The sequence below is a fragment of the Fulvimarina thalattae genome (assembly GCF_040239565.1).
Lineage (GTDB): Bacteria > Pseudomonadota > Alphaproteobacteria > Rhizobiales > Rhizobiaceae > Fulvimarina.
Window position 1 is genome coordinate 53,798 of record NZ_JBEHWS010000013.1, and the last position, 22,296, is coordinate 76,093.

Below are 22,296 nucleotides of genomic sequence, written 5' to 3' on the forward strand. Positions count from 1 at the left end.
TTCAGATCTCTATGTCGACATAGTTCGTGTCTGCCGCGTTAGCCGCCCGCAGCTCATCGATATGAGAGGCCAGATCGGCAAGGTGTGGATGGTCGAAAACCGCGCGAACCGGAATCGCGATGCTAAATTCGCTTCGCAGGCGACTGACGATCCGGGCAGCCAGCAGCGAATGACCGCCGAGTTCGAAGAAATCCGTCGCACGGTTGACGGGACCGCATTTGAGAACTTCCGTAAAAGCCCTTGCGACGGCGGCCTCCGTGTCGGTGGCGATGGGCGTTGCCGATGGTGCGGCATTTGCCGGGAGAAACCATTCGGTCGGATCATCGATCGTGTCCGCTATCACCTTGGGTGCGGCAGTGGTCCTCATATGTTCGGCAAGGTTGCTTTCCGGCTCCTGCGCGAAGCGTTCAAGAGCTGCTCCGATGCTCTTCAGGAGTTCGTCGAGGTCGGAGCACGGCAGGCAATCCGACCCCGCCAGCAAATGAAGCGAGTTTGCTTCCGGTCGCGCCCAGATCGTCAGAGAAAAATGCGTCCGCTCGTCGAAATCGACATTCTCGACCCGGAATGGGAGGGAGTCGATCCGCGATCCGCCGCCATGAAAATTCTCGACGACCAGAAGCGTATCGAACAATCCGCCACCACGGCCCTGAATTTGCGAGAGCGGCACATGATGGTGATCGAGCGTTTCGGCCTGTTGCATCTGCAACCCCGTTAGCCAATCGCCAACAGGCAGGTCGGGAGCCAGACGAACGCGCACGGGCAGCGTGTTGATGAACAGGCCTATCATCGTGGTAGCGCCAGCAAGATCGGAAGGGCGTCCGGATACGGTCGTTCCGAAAACAATGTCGTTCCGACCGGCCGCCCGCGCCATCACGAGACCGAGCGCGCCCTGCAGAAGCGTGCTAATGGTCAGGCTACGACAGGAGCAAAGATGCTTCAAACGCGCGTGAAGGCTGTCAGAGCAGCTCCATGAGCGCCGTTCGAACGCGTCGCCGCCAGACTTCGAGGCAAGCGCAGCCTTCTTCTCATAGCCTGCAAGGTACTCCTGCCAGAACTGGTTTGATGTGTTTCCGTCACGCGATTTCAGCCAGCCGATATAGTCGGCATATGGCGGCGGAGACGTAAGCGGCAGATTGGCAATGCCGGTCTCGCGGCAATAGAGCCGCATAATCTCGTCGAGCAACTGGCGCACCGACCAGCCGTCCAGAATGATGTGATGATAGCTCACATGCAGGATGGATCGCTCGGCGCCGAGGTTGATCCATTGCACGCGCAGTTGCGATGGCCGCCGCAGGTCGAACGGCATTTCGCGCGTTCTTGCGAACAGCTCGCGGAGTGCCATGCTCTCAGTTTGCGTTCTATCGGACCAGTCGAGTTGATGCCATTCGAGCGGCACTTTCTTGAAGACGATCTGGAACGGCTCGTCTCGCTCTTCCCAGAAGAATGCCGTTCTGAGAACCGGATGGCGGTCCACAGCGCTCTGCCAGGCGCGCCGAAGCGCGTCGGTGTCGACTGGTCCGGTGATCATCTGTGCGGTCTGCGGAACGTAGACGCCTGTCTCGCCTTCCGAGAGGGCGTGATAGAGAATGCCGCTCTGCATGGGCGAAAGCGGATAGATATCCGCAATATTCCTGCGATCCGTCACGGAGGACGAGCTGGATTTGTGTTCTGTCACGTCAGAGCCTCCCCAACAGGTCTTCGAGTTCGATCGCATCGATGTCCATGTGCCTGAAGTCGGACGGCGTGTGTCCGTCTTCGTCGGAACGGGTCACCAGTTCGATTAGTGCGCCAAGGCGGTCGACGAAGCGCTCGGAAAGCGTCTTGATCGTGCTTTGCCGATGCAGTGCGCCGGAATAGGCCCAGCTCAAACGCAATTCCTTGTCGGCAATGATCGCATTGACGTCGATGAGCACGCCGCGATCATTGTCCGCCCCCCGCGCAGGCCCGGGCCTTTCACGCGCACGAGAAAACGGCGCGCCTGCCGGGAAGAGATTGTCGATCTGGCCGAGATAGTTGAACCTCAGGTCCGAAATCTCCTCGAGACTGGGCAAGGCCGCGCCGCGAAGATGGCGCAACACGCCGTAGCCGCCGCCCTCCTGCGGCGTCCGCCGCATGCTTTCCTTGACGCCCAGAAGCATTGTGCGGATATCCGTCCGCGCTTCCACCAGCAGCGGATAGAAGGCGGTGAACCAGCCAACGGTGCGATGAAGATCGTTCGCTTCTGGCAATGGGATCCGTCCGTGACCCTCGAGAATGATGCGCAGGCGCTGCATGCGCCAAACATCGCTTGCCGCGCCGAGCAGCGCGCAGACGAGGAGTTCGTCGATTCTCACCGGATAATTCGTCAGCGCGTCGGACAGCAGCGTCCGCGTCAGGTCCGGACCAATTCGAGTTTCGACAAGCTCCGTATCGGCGACCAGATTGGAGCCGCCGGGATAGTCGCTCGGAAATGCGTCGGCATCCGCTTCGCAAAGTTCTGCCCAATAGGCGAGTTCGCCATCGAAACGGCTGGTTCGCGCGAGCGCTTCCGACCAGTTGCCGAAAGCCGAACTCGGTTGCGGACTGTTCCAGGTTTCCCCGTTTTCCGCTGCTTCGAAGATCGTAGCGAGATCATCGAGGAGAATGCGCCAGGAAACGCCGTCGACGACGAGATGATGAGCGGCGATGCCAAGGCGCTGTTCTCCCCCTTCGATATCGATGAGCGCGGCGCCCCAGAGCGGTCCGTCCGACAGATTGAAGCCTTGCTGAAGCTCGGCCATGGCGGACTGGATCGCCTGCTCAAGATCCGACGTGCTGCAGTCGATCTCTCTGAGTGTCGGCTTCGCGGCATCCTTTTGGCAGGTCTGGACCCAATCGCCGGCCTCCTTCTCGAAACGGCTTCCGAGAACCGGATGAGCATCCTGCAATTGCGCGATCGCGGCCTGAACCATTTCAGCGCCCAGGCGCCGCGCGGGGACGAGGAGGACGGATTGGTTCCAATGAGCCGGCGCAGCGAAATCCTGCTCGAAGAACCATCGCTGGGCGGGGCCGAGCGGCGCCCTCTCAGGCGCGTCGGCCAAATCGACCGGACTTTCCGCGCTGGTCTCGATCGACGCGGCAAGCGCATCGAGCACCGGATACTGAAAAAGCTGGCGCGGTGAGATGGCGATATTCTCCCGCCTTGCGCGGGCCACAACCTGAATTGCGAGAATCGAGTCGCCACCAAGCGCGAAGAAGCTGTCGTCGCGGAAAATTTCCGTGCGGCCGAGGAGATCGCGCCAGATCGCCGCCATGCGTTTTTCAATGTCTGTTGAAGGCAGGCGCGCGTCGGGTTCGGCCGAGTGGAGCGGTGTCTGAAGAATCGGATCGGGTAAAGCCTTGCGATCAAGCTTGCCGTTCGGCAGGCGCGGCATCTTCTCGAGACAAAGGAAAAGCGTCGGTACGAGATAATGTGGAAGACCTGCCGCGACATGGGCGGCAAGTTCCTGCCGCGAAAGGGATGTCGGCGTTTCTACCCAGGCTGCGAGCCGCGCGTGGTTGCTCTCGTCTCGCCAGGCATCGACGACAGCGGCAGAAATCTGCGGATGCTGCTGAAGTACCGATTCAACCTCGCCCGGTTCGATCCGAAATCCGCTTACCTTGATCTGCCGATCGGCCCGCCCGAGAAAATCGATATTGCCGTCGCAGCGATATCGCCCTCGATCGCCGCTGCGATAAAGAACGGCATGCGCTGGATCGCGGGAGAACGGATTGGGCAGAAAGCGCTCAGCCGTGAGACCTGGACGAGCGTGATAGCCGCGCGTGACGCCGGCTCCCGAGAGATAGATCTCTCCAGGCATGCCGATCGGCACCTGCTGCATGTTTCCGTCGAGAACGAAGATTTTCGTGTTCTCGACAGGCCTGCCAAGATGGATCGGCTGTCCCGGTGCATCGACTATGCTGCCACTGGAAAACGTCGTGTCCTCGGATGGTCCGTAAAGCGCATGCAGGGTATGAACGGCAGGGTCGGAAAGGACCCTGTCCGCCAGCGCCGCCGGCAGCGCCTCCCCGGCAAGACAGATTGTGCCGGCCTTCTTCGGCAGCGGCCCGAATCCAAGCAATTCGGTGATCGCAGTGGGAACCGTATTGATCAGAGTGATCTCGTCGGCGAAGGGCGCATCTGGCAGCTCAAACAGATCATCGAGTACATAGAGTCGTCCACCTGCTGCGAGGGTGACGAAAATCTCGAAGACGGACAGGTCGAAACAGACCGACGTCGCGGCCAGCACGCCGGAAAGCTGCTGGTCGTCGAATGTGGCAAGTCCCCATCGTGCCAGTTCGGCCGCGTTGCCATGCTCTATACAGACACCTTTCGGGATGCCCGTCGAACCCGATGTGTAGATAATATAGGCCAGATCTCTGGCGCTGATCTCCGCCTTGGAGGCGAATGTCTCTTCGCCGGATGGCGAGTTGGCTGCCCCTGCGAGGACCGGTATCGGATCGAGAAGCGGCACGCTTTCAAAGCCGGCGAAAGAACTATCGGTCAGCACCATCGACAACGAGGCGTCGGACGCCACGAATTCGATGCGCTCCCGTGGATAATTGGGATCGAGCGGAACATAGGCCGCTCCCGTCTTGAGAACGGCGAAAATGGTCGCGATGAGATCGACGCTTCGCGGCAGGCAGATTCCGATCCGGTCACCGCGCCTGACACCGAGCTTTACGAGATGCCGGGCGAGATGTTCGGCGCGGATATCGAGTTCGCGGTAGGAGAGCGATCGGTGGCGATCGGAGACGGCGATTTTATCCGGAACACGCGCAGCGCTGCGCTCGAAGAAGCCGTGCAAAGTTTGCGTGGTTCCTTCGGTCGTCCGCGAGGTATCGTTCCACGTTTCGAGCTGACGCAGCTGGCTTTCGGACAGGAGCGAAAGCTGGGCTATGGGCGTTTCCGGCTGGTTGAGAAGCACTGACAGGAATGTCGAGAAACTGTCGGCGAGATTGTCGATCGTATCGGGCAGGAAGAGATCCGTCCGATAGATCAGCGTGCAGTCCAGGCGATCGGAACGCTGGCGGACATCGAGGGTGAGATCCACCTTCGACGTGCCCTGCGGCAGTGTTACGGTTTCGCATACCAGTCCATGCGGGCAGTGGAGCGTTTCGCCCTCGTCGGTCTGCCACGTGAACATGGCCTGGAATACCGGATTATGGCTCCAGGTTCGTGGTATCTCGAGTTCATCGACGATGCGCTCGAAGGGGACGTTCTGATTGTTGAATGCTTCGAGCATTCTCTCGCGAACAGCTGATACCTGCGCAGCAAAACTCTTCTCGCCAACGTGCGGCAGGCGAAGCGCGAGCGTGTTGACGAACATGCCGACCACGTCTTCGAGCGCCCTGTGCGGGCGCTGCGAGATCGGGGTCCCGATCACCACTTCCTCACTGTCGCTGAAACGGGAAAGCAGCACGGCGAAGGCCGACAGAGCCAACATATATGGCGTCGCGTTGAGCTTCAGCGCGGCATTCTGCAACAGCGAAGTCGTCTCTGGATCGATCTGGAAAGCCCGACTTGCTCCGGAAAAGTTATGTTCGGTTCCACGAGGAAAGTCCGTCGGCAGTTCCAGAAGCGGTGGGGCATCACGCAGCCTCTCGCGCCAGAAGGCAATCTCGCCATCGAAATCCTGCTGACGCTGCCACGCGGCGAAGTCGCCGTAGCGCAGAGTGAGTTGCGGCAGGGCTTCGTCATCCGAAGGGTTTGCCAGCGCGTCGTAGATATGCGTGGCATCGCGCATCAGCAGCTTCACCGACTGGGCATCGGCGACGATGTGATGAACGACAAGAAGCGCGACATGATCTTCGGCGCCGAGCGAAAAGAGATGAACCCGGAAGCTGGGGCCGCTTTCGAGATCGAAGACAGTCGCGGCGGCGGTGGTGAGCTCAGCATCGAGGCATTCAGGCGATATCGAGCGCCGATCGAACTCTGGCTTCACCTCCGGCAGGACCACAATCCGTGGCTGTCCATCCGTCGCTACGAAACAGGTGCGCAGCGCCTCGTGGCGCTCGGCCAGTTTGCCGAAGGCGGCGCGCAGCCGAGCCTCATCCAGCCTGCCCTTCAGTCGGACCGCAGCGGAGACATTGTAAAACGCGCTTTCGGGTTCGAGCTGAGTGAGGGTCCAGAGCCGTTGCTGGGCAAAGGAGAGCGGTGGGCTCACACCCTCCGGCAGCGGCAGGACGAATGCCTGACCGCCGTCCTGAACGCGCGATTGCGCATCGAGGGCGGCGGTAAAATCTCTCAAGCGTGGAAATTCGAACAGTTTGCGAAGATTGTCTTTGCCGCCGAACCCTGCGGGAAGCCGCGCCAGCATGCGCATTGCGAGCAGCGAATGGCCGCCGAGCTTGAAGAAATCGTCATGGGCGCTGATGGTTTCGACGCTCAAGACCTGTCGCCAGGCCTCCGCGACATCGCTTTCAAGGCCGGGTTCGGGCGCGACAGCCGCCGCCTGCTCGATCTCGGCGAGCGCGGACAAGGCGCCGCGATCGATCTTGCCGTTCGCCAGCTGCGGAAGGCGCTCGACCAGATGCCACAGTGTCGGGACCATGTGGGAGGGAAGGATCGTCGAAAGCTCGCGGCGCAGCGCGGCGCTTTCCTGTTGTGCCCCGTCCTGAAGTTCCACGAATGCGGCAAGCTGCCGGTCGGCACCCTTCGTGACGCTCACGGCGGCCTTCGACACGCCTGAGAGCTGCTCGATATTGTGCTCGATCTCGCCAATCTCGATGCGGAGGCCCCGAATCTTTACCTGATGATCGAAGCGGCCGCGGAATTCCATGATGCCGTCGCGTCGGCTGACCACGCGATCGCCGGTCCGGTAGAGACGCGCACCCTCAACGCCGGAAAAAGCATCCGGCACATATCGCTCGCCCGTCTGGCCGGGACGTCCATAATAGCCACGGGTCACGCCCGTCCCGCCGATATAGAGTTCACCCGATAGCCCAGGCGGGCGCAGCCTCTGGGCGCGATCGAGGATGGAGCATCGCGTGTTCGGCATGGATCGGCCGATCGGTACGATGCCGCTGCGATAGCCATCACCGTGCAGGGCGATCTCGGTGGAAAATACCGTATCCTCGGACGGACCGTAGAAATTATAGATCTTGAGTGCCGGATAGTCGTGACGCAGTTTCTCGACCAACGAGGCAGGAAGCGGTTCACCGCAGAACGTCGCCGTCGTGACGGAAGGCGGCAATTCATGGTCTTCCAGAAATTCCTGCATCAGGCTGGGCACGGTATTGACGGCCGTGATCGCGATTTCCTCGCCGAGGGCGGACAGCGAAAGGAAATGATCGGCGACAGCCAGGGCTCCGCCCATGACGACCGGCGCATAAAGCTCGAAGATCGACAGATCGAAACTGATCGATGTGGGGACGAGCATGCAGGCAAGGTCGTCTGCGGTAAACCGCTCTTTCGCCCAATGCATGAAGGCGACAACGTTGCGGTGTTCGACCGATACGCCCTTTGGGCGCCCCGTCGAGCCGGACGTATAGATCACATAGGCAAGGCTGTCGTCGCGCACGACAGGCAGGACGGCATCGGCAGCGTCGGGCAGAGCGGCTAGATCGATGACCGTCAGCGAATGCGCCGCAGCGAAAGCCGGTATGCTGTCGCACAGAAGGACCTCGACGCCGGCGTCTTCGGCAATGAAGGCCAGCCGGTCGAGCGGATATCCGGTATCCAGCGGCACATAGGCCGCTCCCGCCTGCATGATGCCGAACAGAGCGGCGATCATCCTCGCCGATCGTGTCACATGGAGACCGACCCGATCTCCCGGTCGCACGCCTTTGGCTACGAGCGCGCGGGCGATCTTCGAAGATTCGTCGTGGAGTTCGCGATAGCTGAACGTTTTCCGTCCATCGGTGACCGCGACGGCATCCGGGGTGGCGCGCATCTGCTCGGCAAAGAGATCGTGAAGGCAGATGCCAGTCGGATAGTCTCTGACCGGTCCTCTGCCGAGCTCGAATACGGCGGCCGCCTCTTCGCGCGAGAGGAGCTGAAACTGCGAAAGCCGGCGCTCGGGAGCGGATTCCGCCTCTGCGAGTAGCCGCTCGAAACGCGCCACCATGGCAGCGATCGTCGCCTCGTCGAAGAGTTCGCTCGAATATTCGACCTTGCCCCCAATTCCCGTGCCGTCATCTTCGAGATTGAAGCGCAGTTCGTATTTGGTCGACTGCTCGCGCACGCCCCAGTTCTCGACATCGAGCCGGTAAAGCCCTGGAGCTTCGGCGACGTGATGCTGAACGTCGAACTTGACCTGAAAGAGGGGATTGAGTTCCGACAGAGAGCGCTCGGGATTCTTGGCCGCAACAATTCGCTCGAACGGCACGTCCTGATGCGCCAGTCCGCTTCTCAATGTTCGGGCGACATTCTCCAGAAGCGTAGCGAAAGCCGGATCGCCAGACAGATCGTTTCGCAGGACCAGCGTGTTGACGAATGGCCCCATCATGCCCTGGGTCTGTGCATTGTCGCGATTGGCGACCTCGCTGCCCACGACGATATCGTCGCTGTCACTGTAAAGATGCAGCAGCAGATTGAAACCGGTGAGCAGCAGCGTGAAGACACTGACGTTCTGCCTGGCCGCGAAGCGGCGAAGGCGAGAGGCGAGTTCCTCATCGACGCGCACCGGATAATGCTTGCCGCTGAAGCTTGCCGAAGCGCTGCGGCTTCGATCGAAGGGGAGTTCGAGGACGGGCAGCTCGCCGGAAAGATGGTCGGTCCAGTAGCCAAGCTTTTCTTTGAACTGCGGTTCGTCGAGCGCCCTGTTCTGCCATAACGCCCAGTCTGCGAACTGCATTTCGAGCGGCTGCAGATCGGCGGAGCATGCAGTGACCTCGGCTTCGTAAAGACGCGAGAGATCGTGCATCAGGACGCCGGTCGACCAGCGATCGCTGATGATATGATGCATGCCGAGCCCGAACACGTGATCGCTCTCGGCGATGCAAAGCAGTTTCGCGATCACGGGCGGTCGCGAGAGATCGTGGGCAGTGGCGACCATGGCGTCGATTGCCGCGCGCGCCTCGATCTCTGGGTCGGAGGCTCCACTCAGATCGACGAAATCGATTGCTGGGCTGGAAGTGAGGTCGACGATCTGCCTGGGCTGGCCGTCATCCCCGTGTGCAAAGCGAGTATGCAGGGGTTCATGCCGCTTCACCAGGCTCGCGAACGCGCGCGCGAGAGCGTTTGCATCGAGCGGACCACGCAGCCGCAGCGCCATGTTCATGTTGTAGGCAGCCGTTTTCGGCTCAAGCTGTTGCATGAACCAGAGCCGCTGCTGAGCCGATGACAGGGGCAGGTCCGTCTCGTCCGGGTCGCGTCTTGCCAAAACATTGGGGACCGACATGCCCTGCGCCCGCAGCTTGCGCTCCAGAAGACGGCGTCGCTCGGGCGACAAGGCCGCAAGTTTCTGCTGAATCTGGTTCATCGATCGTCAGCCTCTGCAAGCATTCTTGTGACGTCCTCGTCGGAGAGGCTGCCTACCTCGTCGAGCAGCCCGGCCAGTTCGTCCTGGCCATCGGACGTGCCGGATCGCGCCTCGACGGCGGCAGCGATGCCGGACGCCGTCGGATTGTCGAAGAGGAGTTCGCGCATCTCGATCTCGACCGGGAAGGCTTCCCGCAGCTTGGCGAGCGCCCTTATGGCCAGAAGCGAATGGCCGCCAAGTTCGTAGAAGCCGTCGTTCACCCCGATTCCCTGAAGCCCAAGCAGATCCTCGAAAATCTCGACTATGGCGGCCTCGGCCGGATTTTGCGGGGCCAGATAGGGTACCGACATTTCGGGGCGTTGCCGGGTTCCTTCCGGGCGACCAGCCTCCTTTACCCCGTAGGCGGCCCTGGTTTGCTCGGCGAGAATATCTGCGCCGGCGATTGCGATCTGACCGATATACCCGACATCGATGATGCGGCGGGTCATATCCCACGCAGCATCCGGCGTTACGGCAAACGCATTTCTCGTACTTTCAACGGCCGGTTCGCTGTCGCCGATCAGCGGATAGCCGATCGAGAACCAGGGCACTCCGGCGGAGCGATTCTTTCTGGCAACGAACTGCTCCAGCGCCCTGTAGGTGCCCGCATAGGCGGCAAGTCCCAGCCCGCCAGCCATGGTCGCGAGCGACGATTGCACGCAGCAGAAACCGACTTTCATCCGGCCGAGAGCCTCATCGAGTGCCCGAAGCGGAGCCAGCTTGGTGGCCCGGTTGTAGGCCCAGTATCGCTCGTCCAGATCGGTGATGAGCGCTGCGGACTCTTCGTTCGACTGCGTCAGGCTGAGGAATACTCCGTCGATCCGTCCCCATTCCGTCGCCACGGTCCTGAGGGCTTCCCCCAGTTCCTGCGCATTGGTGCAATCGGCGCTCAGTTCGAGATCGGCGTTCTGCCCGACCGCCGGATGGCAATCCTCAATGACGGCAAGCCTGACGGACGAGGCGCGCAGACCGGCCAGCCAGTGCTCGCCGACACCCGATGCGATGTCGCCGACGACGACATGAACACCGCCGGGCTTGATGCGTGGTTCGTGATCTTGCGCAGACAGTTCCAGCCGTTCGACCGTCGGAAGCCAGCAATACTGTCCCCTAAGAGCGGTCAGCTCGTTCTTCAGTCCGAGTTGCGAGCGAACACGTTTTGCCAAGGCGCCCGGCGAACCGAGCTGATCCCGGCCGAGATCGATCCGACGACACGAGAGATTGGCGTTCTCCTGAGCGATCACGCGAAGCGCGCCAGCGATCATGGCTTGAGACGGTGCAGAGCTTTCCGCACCGGTGACGTCCTCGGCCTCCAGCGTCAGAGCGACGAGACTGACACGCTTCCCGATATCTTGCATTGAGCAGGCGACGTGAACCAGCGACCGGGCAAGATCGGAATCGTCGTCGGTAGTCTGGCGCGAGAGCGGCCACGCGAAGACGATCCGGTCGATCGACGCTCCACGTGACTCCAGCTCCTCCACAAGACTTCGAAAGTCGTCCCGCGATTGCGGGTCGACGCTGAAGCAGCGATAGCCGGTCTCTTCAAAACCTTTTCCGGCGATCACCCGATAGGGTTCGGCGCCGCCGCGCTCGAACTCATCAGCGAACTTTTCACCGATCGCGCCATCGTCGAAGATCACGACATTGCCGGAAAGCCGGGGCGCGGAGGGAACGATGCTGGGCGCGCGCTCCCATCGCGTCGCGTAGAACCCCGCGCCCGCCGCGGCGATTTTAGCCTGCGGCTGGTTCTCGCTATCAGGCTCGATCCAGTACTTCTCGCCCTCGAAGGGATAGGTCGGGAGTGGAACGCGGCGAGCGCGATCCGGTGAAGGAGCTTCGACCTTTCCGCCACAGCACCAGTATCGTCCGACCGCTTCGAGAAACTCGACATACTCTTCATGCCCTGGCGCAAAGCCGCCGATGACACGAGCGTTCGAACCGGCGGTCTGCCGCGTCAGACCAGCGAGGGTCGAGCCCGGTCCTGCTTCGATGAAGATCGGATCGCCATCGGCCAGAAGAGTGCGCGTGCCGGCTTCGAACAGGACGGGCGCGAGCAGATGATCGGCCCAATAATCCCCCGATCTCGCCTGTTCGTCGCTCATCCAGGTCCCGGTGACGTTCGAGATCAGCGGAATCGTCGGTGCATGCAACGAGACCTCTGCAAGCGCCTCCCGGAACGCCTCGGCGGCATCGTGCATCATCGGCGAATGAAAGGCGTGCGAGGTCCTGATGAGCTGATGGCCGATTCCTCTGCCATCCAGCCTTGTCCGCAACTCTTCGATCTGTGCGACCGGTCCAGAGGCGACGCTGAGGCCAGGAGCATTGACGGCGGCAAGAGCGAGATCGCCGCCAAGGAATGAAGCAATAGCGTCATCGGGATGAATGATCGCCAACATGGCTCCGGGCGCAGACGCCTGCATCAGCCGACCGCGCGTGACGACGAGCTTGAGCGCATCTTCGAGGGAGACGACACCGGCGAGGGTCGCGGCTACATACTCGCCGATGCTGTGACCGTGGAGCGCCACCGGTTTCAGTCCACTCGCGAGCCAGGATCGCGCCAGCGCGTATTCGACGGCGAAGAGCGCGGGCTGGGCGAACCGGGTCTCATGTACGGCTTCGTCCGTGCCAAACAGCAGCGAGCGAAAGTCGATCTGCATCGAACCATCGAGATGCGTGGCGCAGTGGTCGATCGCCTGCCTGAAGCTGGGCGATGCATCGTAAAGTCCTTTGCCCATGCCCGGTCGCTGACTTCCCTGGCCTGGAAAGAGCAAGACCGCCTCGCTGCCGCGCGACCCGCACTTTTCAGGTGGGTTCTTCAGGTTTCGCAGTTTTCCGACCGCGTCCAGTCTGTCGCTCGAAGCAACGCATTGCCTGAAGGGTAGATCGCACCGTCCCTGTCGAAGCGTGAAGGCGGTATCCCTCAAGGACGGTGCGTTCGGACCCTCCAGCCTGTCGGCCAGAGAGACGGCCAGACGTTCGAGCGCAGTCGGCGTATTGGCCGATATCGTCAGCAGTTGCGCGCTTGTCGTTTCGCTTGCCGGCAGCGTGGCGGGCGCCTGTTCCAGAACTGCATGGGCATTGGTCCCGCCGATGCCGAAGGAGCTCACGCATGCGCGCCGCGGTCCTTCTAGTGGCCAGTCGTCAAGCTTCGTTCCGACAAAGAACGGACTGGATGCAAGATCGATCTTCGGGTTGGGCTGTTCGAAATGGAGGCTGGGGACGACCTTGCCATTCCTGACGCACAGAACAGCCTTGATGAAGCCGGCAATTCCGGCCGCCGTATCGAGGTGTCCGATATTGGTCTTGACCGAGCCGATCGCGCAATAGCCCTGTCTGTCGGTATCCCGGCGAAAAGCCTGCGTCAGCGCGGCGATCTCGATCGGATCGCCGAGCGGCGTACCGGTTCCATGCGCCTCGACATACCCGATGCTGCCGGGATCGATACCGGCCGCGGCGTGGGCTTCGGCGATTGCGGCGGCCTGCCCGTCGACTTGTGGTGCCGTGAAGCTTGCCTTGAGAGAGCCATCGTTATTGACAGCAGACCCAAGGATGACGGCATCGATCGTGTCGCCATCGGCAATGGCGTCGTCGAGACGTTTCAGCACGACGGCGCCAACGCCGCTGCCAGGCACCGTGCCAGCGGCTGCGGCATCGAAAGCACGGCAATGGCCGTCGGCAGAAAGTATGCTCCCCTCACGGGCCTGGTAGCCGGTTGCGTGAGCAAGCGACACACCGCCGGCAAGGGCGATGTCGCATTCACCGCCCAGAAGCGACTGCACCGCCATATGGACGGCGACGAGGGATGAGGAACACGCGCTCTGCACCGCGACCGCTGGGCCGCGCAGGTTCAGCTTGTAGGCCGTTCGCGACGCGGTGAAATCCTTGTCATTGGCAACGAAGACTTCGTACGGACTGACCGTGGTGCGCATTCGCGCATTGCCATGGATATTCAACAGGTAGGTATTGACGCCTGCGGCGGCATAGACGCCGATCGGGCCGTCATGGCGATCCCCGCTGTATCCGGCCGTTTCAAGCGCTGCCCAGGCTGTTTCCAGAAAGACGCGCTGCTGCGGGTCGAGAAGCTCGGCCTCGGCTGGACTGTAGCCGAAGAACGCGGCGTCGAAGCGTGCGGCGTCATCGATCGGCGCTCCGACGGGCACGAAATCCGCCTGATCGATCTCCGCATCGCTTAATCCGGATTGCTTCAGCTCCTCGCGCGTCCAGCGGCGAATGCTCTCCCTGCCCTGCACAAGGTTCTCCCAGAACCGGGCGACATTGTCGGCGCCAGGAAGACGGGCCGCCATTCCAATGACAGCGATCTGGTGCGCCGTCTGGCCGGAACCGGTATAGGTCGGCTCGCCATTCATGGCTGGCTCCTTTCTCAGAATATCGTCGGGCCTGCTGGTCACGGATCGACCGGGCAGCCTTTTCTCTGTGGGTCGATGAGATTGGTGCGCCCCTTTTCGAAGCGGCGCAGTGTCTCGACCGCGCTGCGATCTTCGTAGCGAAGGCTTCCGCTCTGCGTGCTGACGAAGCGTGAGCAGACCTGCGCATGACTTTTGGCAAGTCGGCGATAGGCTGCCACGAAGGAGCTGTGCGCATCACTCAGCTGCGGCGGCAGGTCTGCGAATTTCGGCCGCAGACGGCGCCAGACGCTGATCAGGACGGCATGCTCCCACGACATCAGTCCGCTGAAATCGTCGGACGCGACTTTCGGACGGGTCATCGAGACCCGGACACTGGTTTCGTAGGCTTCACGCGAGAAGCTCGCGGCAAGCTCCATGGAGGCGGCTGAGGAGACGAGAAGCGTCTCCGCGCCGTACAATTCGACCTCGGCATCCTCGAGCCGATCATCGTCAAGCAGCGCCTCGAAGCGGTTCAGAGCGATGATAAGGCCCTGGACATTGAGAAAGAACGCCCAGTGGAACTCGCGCCAGATGCGATGGACAAGCGAAATTCTCTCGCTCATTTCACGCTATCCAACCCGAAGCTCCGGGCAAGCAGGCGAGCATGCTCCGCAAATCCGCGATCCTGCTCCTGCCGGGCGGTCGCGCTTAAGGAATGGCTCTGTCCATAAAGCTCGGTGACGGCGCGAACTGTCTGCACCAGGCTTCGCACCAGCGCCGCAGCGGGATTTTCGGACGAGACACGTCGGACCCGGAAATAGCGGTCGTAATCCTGCGTCTGCTCGCTCGTAAGCGGGATGCCGGCATGCCGGGCCTCCAATTTGGCCGAGCGAGACGGCGCCAGATGCGACAAAAGCTCATCGAGCTTTGCCAACCGCTTGGGATGGTCAAGCGAAAGCGCGTCCAGAACACCCTCAAGGAGTGGGCGCAGCGCCTCACTTTCCGCCGTCGACAGATCGAGCCGCGTCGGCAGTTCATGAGGCAGCATGAGATCGAGGCAATCATGCTCGGCCGTGCCTGCTTCTCTCGCTGCCGGAGATGGTGCGAGAGCTTCAATTTCGTCGATTTCGCCCTCGACTGAGGTTTCTTGCGGACTGTCGAGAGGTCTGGCCTGCCCTTCGTTCATGACGGATCAGCCGAAGTCTCGGTTGTCCCGTCCATGGCGCGCCTCAGAGAAAGAGGACGCATATCGGTCCAGACTTCGTCGATGTGGTCGAGACATGCCTGCCGGGTTCCGCTGAATGCGCCATCGCGCCAGCCGAAGGGAATTTCCTTGTAGGTCGGCCAGATCGAATAGCGCTCCTCGTTGCTGATCACCACGCGGTATTCGAGGCCATCCTGATCGTGTGTCGTCATTTCGCGTTCGCTCCGCTTTTTCGTTCGATGAGGCCGCAATCGGCGAGAGTTTCGAGGCTCTCCACGAAAGCGTCGTGGATCTCGGTGATCTGCGTCTCGCTGTGTGCGGTGGACAGGAATCCCCCCTTGTCGCCGACGCGCAGGTGCACGCCCCTGGTCAGGAGAAGGAGAGACAGAAGCTGGAGGCTGTGCTGGGGTAGCGCGCTGCGGCTGGTAGCGATGTGGAAGAAGGAGCCGAAGCATGTGAAGCCGATGGGAAGTCCTCGTTCCGCGGCCGATCTGTCGAGCCGCTGAACGAGGGCCTGCGTTCGCGCATTCAGTGAGCTTTGAAGCCCCGGTCCTTCGTCGAGAAGATGGTGTGCGGCAGCGCGGGCCGCTGCGAGCGCGAGGGGATGGCGGCAGTAAGTCCCGGCAAAAAAGGTCGTCGGCGTCGAAGGCGCGGATGCATCGCCGTACGACCAGGATCCACCATCGATACAATCCATGTAGCGATTGCTTCCCGCGATCAGGGACAGAGGCAGGCCACCGCCTGCGATCTTTCCGTAGACGGCAAGATCAGCCTCGATTCCGAATGCCTCCTGAGCCCCGCCGGGTGCAACCCGGAAGCCGCTGATCATTTCGTCGAAAATGAGCGGCAAATCCGCATGATTGGCAATATCCCGCAGGTCACGAAGGAAGGCCGCTGGCTGTAGTTCCAGCATTCGGCTCTGGACCGGCTCGACAAGGATGCCGGCAAGGCTGCCTGCCTTACGGCGCAGAATGTCGAGCGAGCGCGGATTGCCATATTCCAGCATCAGCACGTCCCCGGCAGTCGACGGGCTCACCCCGGGAAAAGCCGGCACAGGCTGCGTCAGCTGGAATCGCCTCAGGATTGGCTGAAGGGCTTTGAGAATTGCTGGATGATCGCGTGCGAGTGCCCCGCGCCGGATGAATTCGATCCGCCTGGATTTGTTGAGAACCTGATCGGAGTGCCCATGATAGGCGCCTGAGAAGACCGCGATGCGCCGGCGTCCCGTCGCAGCGCGCGCAACCCGCAAGGCGGTCATCACGGCCTCGGTTCCGGTATTGCTGAATGTGACACGCTCCTTGCCGGTCAGCTGGCAGAACAGTGCGGCGGTCTCTCCGGCAAGTTCCGCCTGAGGCCCGATCGCGAAACCCTTTTCGAGCTGTTCCTCGATAGCTGCGCGGATGAAGGGTGGATTGTGGCCGAAGAGATTCGTGCCGAGCCCCATCAGGATATCGACATAGCGATTGCCGTCGATATCCCACAGATGCGCACCCTCCGCCCGATTCACGACGATCGGATAGAGTGCCTCCTTCATCTGCGGCGTGAATGCCGGACCGATCAGGCTCTTGTCTGAAAGCACTTTTCGATTTTCGGTCGCGGCGCGCTTGGACCCCGGCGTCCTGCCATTAAATGCGGCAATGATCCCTGACGCCGGATCGTCAGCGGCTCCGACTTTCTGCATCATGTTCACGAGAGAGCGCCCTCCCGATCTGCGCCGACAATTGCCTGATCGAGTTCCTCGACCTTGCGGCAAAGTAAGTAGACGCCGTGATCGTCATCGACCGCGCCGCCCGTCGTGCTGCGCACGTCCGCGCTGAACCCGCACTCGCCAAGCAGGCTGGTCAGGAAATCGATATCGTGGCCCCAGACAGAATTGGTGACAGCGTTAAGCTTCCACTCCGGGCGGATCGCCGCATATCGCCTCAGACGGGAGAGCCGCCAGCGGCGTAGCAGCCCTTTCTGAGACAGCTTGTCAGCCAAGTCCGCAAGCGTAGAACCGGCACCGGCCCGCTGGTAGATCTCGACCGTGAAGGCGCCGGACGCCGTCGCCACGTCGTAATGCGGCGTGATCGACCAGGCGTATTCGGGAAGCGTTTCTCCCTCCGTCGCCGAACCGCGCCAGTGGCGCGCCATCTGGCCGGGATGATTGACGTCGAACACGAACGGCCCGCCGACTTTGAGCGCATGATTGACGCTCGTGAACACGCCTCGCAGATCCTCGGCTGTTCGCATGTGATTGAGAGATGCGCTGGCGCAGATCACGCCGTCATATTTCGAGCGCACCGTAAAATTCCGGCAGTCTGCTTCGATGAATTCCGCCTCTGGCGCGTTCTCGCGCGCGTGGCGCAGCATGTCGGGCGATCCGTCGACACCGGTGACCGAAAAGCCGCGCTGCGTCAGGATCGCTGCGAGTTGTCCAGTGCCGCAACACAGATCGAGGATTGCGCCGCCCTGTGGCAGATCGGGCAGGATGACGCGCGCCAACGGGCCGATCTTGCTCTGGCCGTAACGCGGACCGAGCGTGGCGTTGTACAGCCAGGCCCAGTGATCGTACTGTCTTGCGTGTTCCACCATGTTGCCTGATCCGATTCAGCTGACTGGCGCGGAAAGAGAAAGCGCCCCACTCCGGGTGAAGGCCCGCAGGTAAATTCGGAAAAGATCCGCATCGAGCCGAGGCTCGGACCTGCTTGCTTTGGCGGCGGCCATGCGCATCGCACGGCAATCGACCATAGGAACTGCGGAGGACTGGACGCGGCCACCGCTTCGGTCGGACCGCTCCAGCAATCCGACGAGCGGATAGAGCGGATGATCCGGCTCGTCGCGGGCGATGCGGCTGACATGCGCCTGCCATTCTTCGCCGTTTACGCGGCGGATGGCCATTCCTTCCTGCCTGCAAGCATCAAACAGAAGAGCCGAGGAAACCTGGCCGGAATGAAGCAGATGATAGGTCTGCCCAGCGCTTTCGGGACTGTCGACGATCTCGGTGAGAATCCGGGCGCCATGATCGACGGGTAGAAGCTGCAGGGGAACGTCGCGCGCGGGCGCAATCCCCGAGCGAAGATAGCCCTGCATCAAGCGGCACAGGATATCGGCCTCATTGAAAGTCCCGTTGATCGTATCGCCGGAAATGGCTCCCGGCCGATGGATCGTGACAGGCATGCCGCGCCGCACGGCCTCTGTCGCCAGGTGTTCGCCAGCCCACTTGCTGCGATTGTACCCTCCGGATGGTGGAGGAAAGCTGTCGATCGGACTGCTCTCAAGCAGGGTTTCGCTATCGTCAGGCCGCGTTAGCGCGCTGATCGATGACACGTAATGCACGAAACAGCCGCTCCGGCTGGCGAGCCTGAGCACTTCGCGCACACTGCTCACATTGGCTGCCCGCATCGCCTCATAAGGATGGAGGTGATGGACCTGCGCGCCGTTATGGACGATGGCGTCGATTTCTCTGCAAAGTTCATCCTGCGTCTCCGCAGAAACACCGAGGCCGGGAGCTGCGAGATCGCCCTCGACAATCCGGATGCGCTCTCGGAAGCAGTCGTTCCAGAGGCCGTGCCTCTCAAGCGCCGCTTTCAGCCGATCGTCCGCGTCTCTACCGCGCAGCAGGCACCAGACCTTTCGGGCGGGCGCGCGCAGCAGTTCGGCGAGAATGAACACGCCGAAGAAGCCTGTCGCCCCTGTCAAAAGGATGTTGCGTGGCGGATGCTCGCCTCGTCTAACCGCATGCGGCACGATATCATCGTCAAGCCGGATATCGCCTGCAAGAAACTCTTCGCCATCGCCCGAAGGCTTGCCCGACCCTGCGTCGAGCCGCGCCGCCAGACCTTCCACCGTCGGGGCCCTGAACAGGTCGAGTACGGCGATCTCCATACCGAACTGTGTCCTGGCATGGGCGCATAGCCGTGTCGCCAAAAGCGAATGGCCGCCAAGCTGAAAGAAGTCGTCCGAGGCGCTGACGTCCCCGATGCCGAGCACGTCTTCGAAAACCGCAGCGATTTTCTGTTCCGTGGGCGTTTCCGGTGCACGGCCTGCCGCGCGGTCCGTACGGTCAATCTGCGGCAGTGCTGCAAGGTCTACCTTGCCATTGACCGTCAGCGGCAGGCTTTCAAGAAATGCAAGATTGTCCGGCGCCATATAGCGCGGCAGTTTGGTCGCCAGCCATGATCCGAGAGCGGCAACGCCGAGAACCCTTCCTTCGCGAGCCACGCAGAACGCATTGATGCGCTTCTCGCCTGGTGAATCCTCGCGAATAACGACCGCCGCGGCGGCAATATCGGGGTGGGACAGTATGGCTGACTCGATCTCGCCCGGTTCAATTCGGAACCCGCGGATCTTCACTTGACTGTCGATCCGGCCGAGCAGGCGAATCCGCCCATCGGCAAGCTGGCGTGCCCGATCGCCCGTCCGGTAGATCACTTCGCCACCGCAGCGGAACGGGTCGGGTAGGAAACGCTCCGCCGTCAGGGCCGGACGTCCCTTATAGCCACGCGCAAGGCCAAGTCCGCCGATGAAGAGCTCTCCCGGCATTCCGACGGGAACGGCTTCCATGTTCTCATCAAGCACGTAAAGTTGCTTGTTTGCCGATGGCGAGACTACCGCGTCGGCGCTCTCGCCATCGCAGGCTACCATGCTCGCATTGACCGTCGTCTCGGTCGGTCCGTAGGCGTTGACGAAGAGCCGGTCGCTTCCCCAGCGCTCGATCAGGTCAGGTGTCGGCGCTTCGCCACCGACAAGCACCATGCGCAGATCGGGAAAGTCTTCTGAGGGCAGCGATGTCAGCGCCGAGGGTGTGATGGTGATATGCGTGACCCGGTGGCGCCGCATCTGGCTGGCAAGCTGCGGGCCGGGAAGCGCTTCCTCGGCAGGCAGCAGAAGCAGCCGGGCGCCAGCGCCCAGGCTCATGATCAGTTCCGGGATCGATGCATCGAAACTGAAGCTGAAAAATTGCAGGACGCAATCGCCCGGCCGAACACCGCAGACCCGGATCTTGTCCTGCGCGAGATTGACGAGGCCGGCATGCTCGACGAGGACGCCCTTCGGTTTTCCCGTCGAACCGGATGTGTAGATGACGTATGCCAGATGGTTCGGTGAGCTGACATTGACCGGATTGGCAGTGCTTTCTCGATCAGGCCAATCCACGTCGAGATCGATCCGTTCGGCGCTGTCCGACAAGTTCTTGTCGCTCGTCGTCAAGACGAGTTTCGCGCCTGAATCGGCGAACATGTATTCCAGACGCTCTGCCGGATAGGCCGGGTCGAGCGGCAACCAAGCGCCACCTGCCTTGAGAACGCCGAGCCAGGCTGCAACCATTTCCGGGCCGCGATCGAGCGCGATCGCCACCACCGTTTCTGGCAGAACGCCGCGCGAACGCAGGCAGTGAGCGATCTGATTTGCCTTCCGGTTCAGCCGGTCGAAGCTCCAGCTTTCGACATCGTCGTCCCCGGCATAAAGAATGGCCGTTTCATCCGGCCGCGCGGCGACCTGCTCCTCGAAGAGCTCGTGAAAACGTCGCTCCGTATCGTATGGTGTTCGCGTATCATTCCAGTCGAAAAGCTGCCTTTGACGCTCCGGCTCCGACAGAAGATGCAGGCTGCAAATCGGCTCGTCAGGCTTTGCCAGCATTTCTGCGAGCAGGATCGTAAAACGATCCGCGAGGTCGGCGATCGTGCGGGCGTGAAAGAGCGCGGCGTCATAGACGAAGGCGCCTTTGACAATCTCCCCCTCCTCCTGAAGATTGAGGCTGAGATCGAGCGGCGCAGTGCCATCTCGAATATCAAGACGGCGCAGTTCCATTCCGGGCAGTTCGACCGTGCTCGTGAGCTTCTGATCGAGCTGAAACTTGAGCTGGAAGAGCGGGCTGAGAGACGGGTCGCGCTCAGGCTGCAATTCCTCCACCAGTCTTTCGAAGGGGACGTGCTGGTGCTCATAGGCTGACCACAGCGCTTTCTGCACGCGCTGAAGATTTCTGGCGAAGCCTTCGAATGGGGACAGCTTCACCCGAACGGGCAATGGATTGACGAATAGCCCGATCAAACCCTCGGTTTCCGGGTGACGACGGTTTGCAAAGGGTGTTCCGACGACAAGGTCGTTCTGTCCGCAATAACGCGACAGCAGAATATCGAAGGCGGTAAAGAGCGTGGCGAAAAGCGTCGAACGCTCGCGCCGTGCGAGCTCGCGCAGCTGCCCACAGGTCTCGGCGCTCAATTCGATCTGATGGTAGCCTGCTCGGCCCTCATGGACAGCCGGTCGCGGAAAATCCGTCGCTAGGCGCGTTGCCGGCAAGTTCTCGAGATTGGATGTCCAGAACGCAAGCGATTTTTGGAGCGGCTCCTGCCTCTGCCAAGCTGCGAAATCCGTGTACTGGACCGGCAATGCGGCTGGCGCCTCGACAGCCTCGCCCTTGATGCGGCGATAGGCAGCGACAAGCTCCGCAAAGAAGATCTCCATCGACGCGCCGTCCGCGCAGATGTGATGCAGTGTAAAAAGAAACAGGTGGCGGTCGGCAGCGAAGCGCAAGAGCGTCACGCGCAATGGTGGCTCTGAGGTCAGGTCGAACGGCCGGCGCATCTCCTGGCGCAGGAACTCGCGGATTTCGGCATCGTCCGGCTTGCATCCCGGGCGCTCCACCGTGTGAAACGGCACGATGCAATCGTCGACGATCTCCTGAATGGGCTCGCCGTTGGGCGTCCTGATGCGGGACCGCAAGACCGAGTGCCTCTCAACGATGGCGGCGAGGGCAGCCTTCAATGCGGGCAGATCGAGTTCGCCATGAGCGCCGATGGCGAACGGCATGTGATGAAGCCCGGCGTTCGGTGCCATCTGCTCGACGAACCACAGCCGCTGCTGGGCGCGAGAGAGTGGCGGAAGCGCCGAACCGTGAGCTGGCACCAGCGCCAGTTCCGACGATGAGGACTCTGCAACCTCTGAGAGAAATTCGATAATGTCGGCCTTGCGCTTCTGAATGCTCCGAGTCACCTCGTTCGTCAGCGCATTTTCGGGACCGTGAAGACGGATTCTTCCATTCTCGAGCCGAAATTCTACGCCTCTCAGTCGTAGATCATGGAGCATATCAGAGATTGCGTCGAGCTGACTCATATCTCCATCCATCTCACATTCTCACCCTTGGTCACACGACGCATAACATTGGAATAATTATAGAAAGGAACCGGTCTTCCACCGACCTTCGAATTCGAAATTCAGGCCACGGCAGCCCGGTGAAATGGCTCATGCCAATTGTTGACTATCAATGTCAAGTTTAATAGGTGTCCGATCAAGCCGGTCGGTATTCCAA

Annotated in this window: 9 protein-coding genes; all 9 read right to left on the reverse strand. The window is 61.4% G+C overall.

The genetic code is table 11. The features are described from left to right. Window position 1: 1 nt before the first annotated feature. Genes ABRA89_RS15645 through ABRA89_RS15685 form a run of 9 tightly spaced genes read right to left on the reverse strand, consistent with a single transcriptional unit; the run spans window position 2 to window position 22,112 of the window. Window positions 2-1,675 carry a condensation domain-containing protein gene (locus ABRA89_RS15645; protein ID WP_349942423.1) on the reverse strand — a complete coding sequence of 558 codons (1,674 nt, stop codon included), beginning with the start codon at window positions 1,673-1,675 and terminating at the stop codon, window positions 2-4. Window position 1,676: 1 nt separating this feature from the next. Continuing rightward, window positions 1,677-9,422, reverse strand: coding sequence for an amino acid adenylation domain-containing protein (locus tag ABRA89_RS15650; protein ID WP_349942424.1), 7,746 nt, complete (start codon window positions 9,420-9,422; stop codon window positions 1,677-1,679). Next, the gene (locus tag ABRA89_RS15655; protein ID WP_349942425.1) at window positions 9,419-13,825 is read right to left on the reverse strand and encodes a type I polyketide synthase; all 4,407 of its coding nucleotides are present in this window, start codon (window positions 13,823-13,825) and stop codon (window positions 9,419-9,421) included. The genes ABRA89_RS15650 and ABRA89_RS15655 overlap by 4 nt, the downstream gene beginning before the upstream one ends. Window positions 13,826-13,863: 38 nt before the next feature. Next, window positions 13,864-14,427: a siderophore biosynthesis protein gene (locus tag ABRA89_RS15660; RefSeq protein ID WP_349942426.1), complete on the reverse strand. Its 564-nt coding sequence runs from the start codon at window positions 14,425-14,427 to the stop codon at window positions 13,864-13,866. Next, window positions 14,424-14,990, reverse strand: a complete 567-nt coding sequence (locus ABRA89_RS15665; protein WP_349942427.1) for a hypothetical protein — start codon at window positions 14,988-14,990, stop codon at window positions 14,424-14,426. Before ABRA89_RS15665 ends, ABRA89_RS15660 begins: the two co-directional genes overlap by 4 nt. Next, window positions 14,987-15,220, reverse strand: a complete 234-nt coding sequence (locus tag ABRA89_RS15670) for an MbtH family protein (protein ID WP_349942428.1) — start codon at window positions 15,218-15,220, stop codon at window positions 14,987-14,989. The genes ABRA89_RS15665 and ABRA89_RS15670 overlap by 4 nt, the downstream gene beginning before the upstream one ends. Further along, window positions 15,217-16,692 carry an aminotransferase class III-fold pyridoxal phosphate-dependent enzyme gene (locus ABRA89_RS15675; RefSeq protein WP_349942429.1) on the reverse strand — a complete coding sequence of 492 codons (1,476 nt, stop codon included), beginning with the start codon at window positions 16,690-16,692 and terminating at the stop codon, window positions 15,217-15,219. Before ABRA89_RS15675 ends, ABRA89_RS15670 begins: the two co-directional genes overlap by 4 nt. A gap of 2 nt (window positions 16,693-16,694) precedes the next feature. Next, window positions 16,695-17,582, reverse strand: a complete 888-nt coding sequence (locus ABRA89_RS15680; RefSeq protein WP_349942430.1) for a class I SAM-dependent DNA methyltransferase — start codon at window positions 17,580-17,582, stop codon at window positions 16,695-16,697. Between the two features lie 15 nt (window positions 17,583-17,597). Further along, on the reverse strand, window positions 17,598-22,112 hold the full coding sequence (locus ABRA89_RS15685) for an amino acid adenylation domain-containing protein (RefSeq protein ID WP_349942431.1): 4,515 nt from the start codon (window positions 22,110-22,112) through the stop codon (window positions 17,598-17,600). Window positions 22,113-22,296 lie beyond the last annotated feature (184 nt).

What these genes read in the sequence shown, in the direction of transcription:
- ABRA89_RS15670 (WP_349942428.1), bottom strand. Translation starts at nt 15,220, where the DNA reads ATGACGACACACGATCAGGATGGCCTCGAATACCGCGTGGTGATCAGC.
- ABRA89_RS15675 (WP_349942429.1), bottom strand. Translation starts at nt 16,692, where the DNA reads ATGATGCAGAAAGTCGGAGCCGCTGACGATCCGGCGTCAGGGATCATT.
- ABRA89_RS15685 (WP_349942431.1), bottom strand. Translation starts at nt 22,112, where the DNA reads ATGGATGGAGATATGAGTCAGCTCGACGCAATCTCTGATATGCTCCAT.
- ABRA89_RS15665 (WP_349942427.1), bottom strand. Translation starts at nt 14,990, where the DNA reads ATGAACGAAGGGCAGGCCAGACCTCTCGACAGTCCGCAAGAAACCTCA.
- ABRA89_RS15655 (WP_349942425.1), bottom strand. Translation starts at nt 13,825, where the DNA reads ATGAATGGCGAGCCGACCTATACCGGTTCCGGCCAGACGGCGCACCAG.
- ABRA89_RS15650 (WP_349942424.1), bottom strand. Translation starts at nt 9,422, where the DNA reads ATGAACCAGATTCAGCAGAAACTTGCGGCCTTGTCGCCCGAGCGACGC.
- ABRA89_RS15680 (WP_349942430.1), bottom strand. Translation starts at nt 17,582, where the DNA reads ATGGTGGAACACGCAAGACAGTACGATCACTGGGCCTGGCTGTACAAC.
- ABRA89_RS15660 (WP_349942426.1), bottom strand. Translation starts at nt 14,427, where the DNA reads ATGAGCGAGAGAATTTCGCTTGTCCATCGCATCTGGCGCGAGTTCCAC.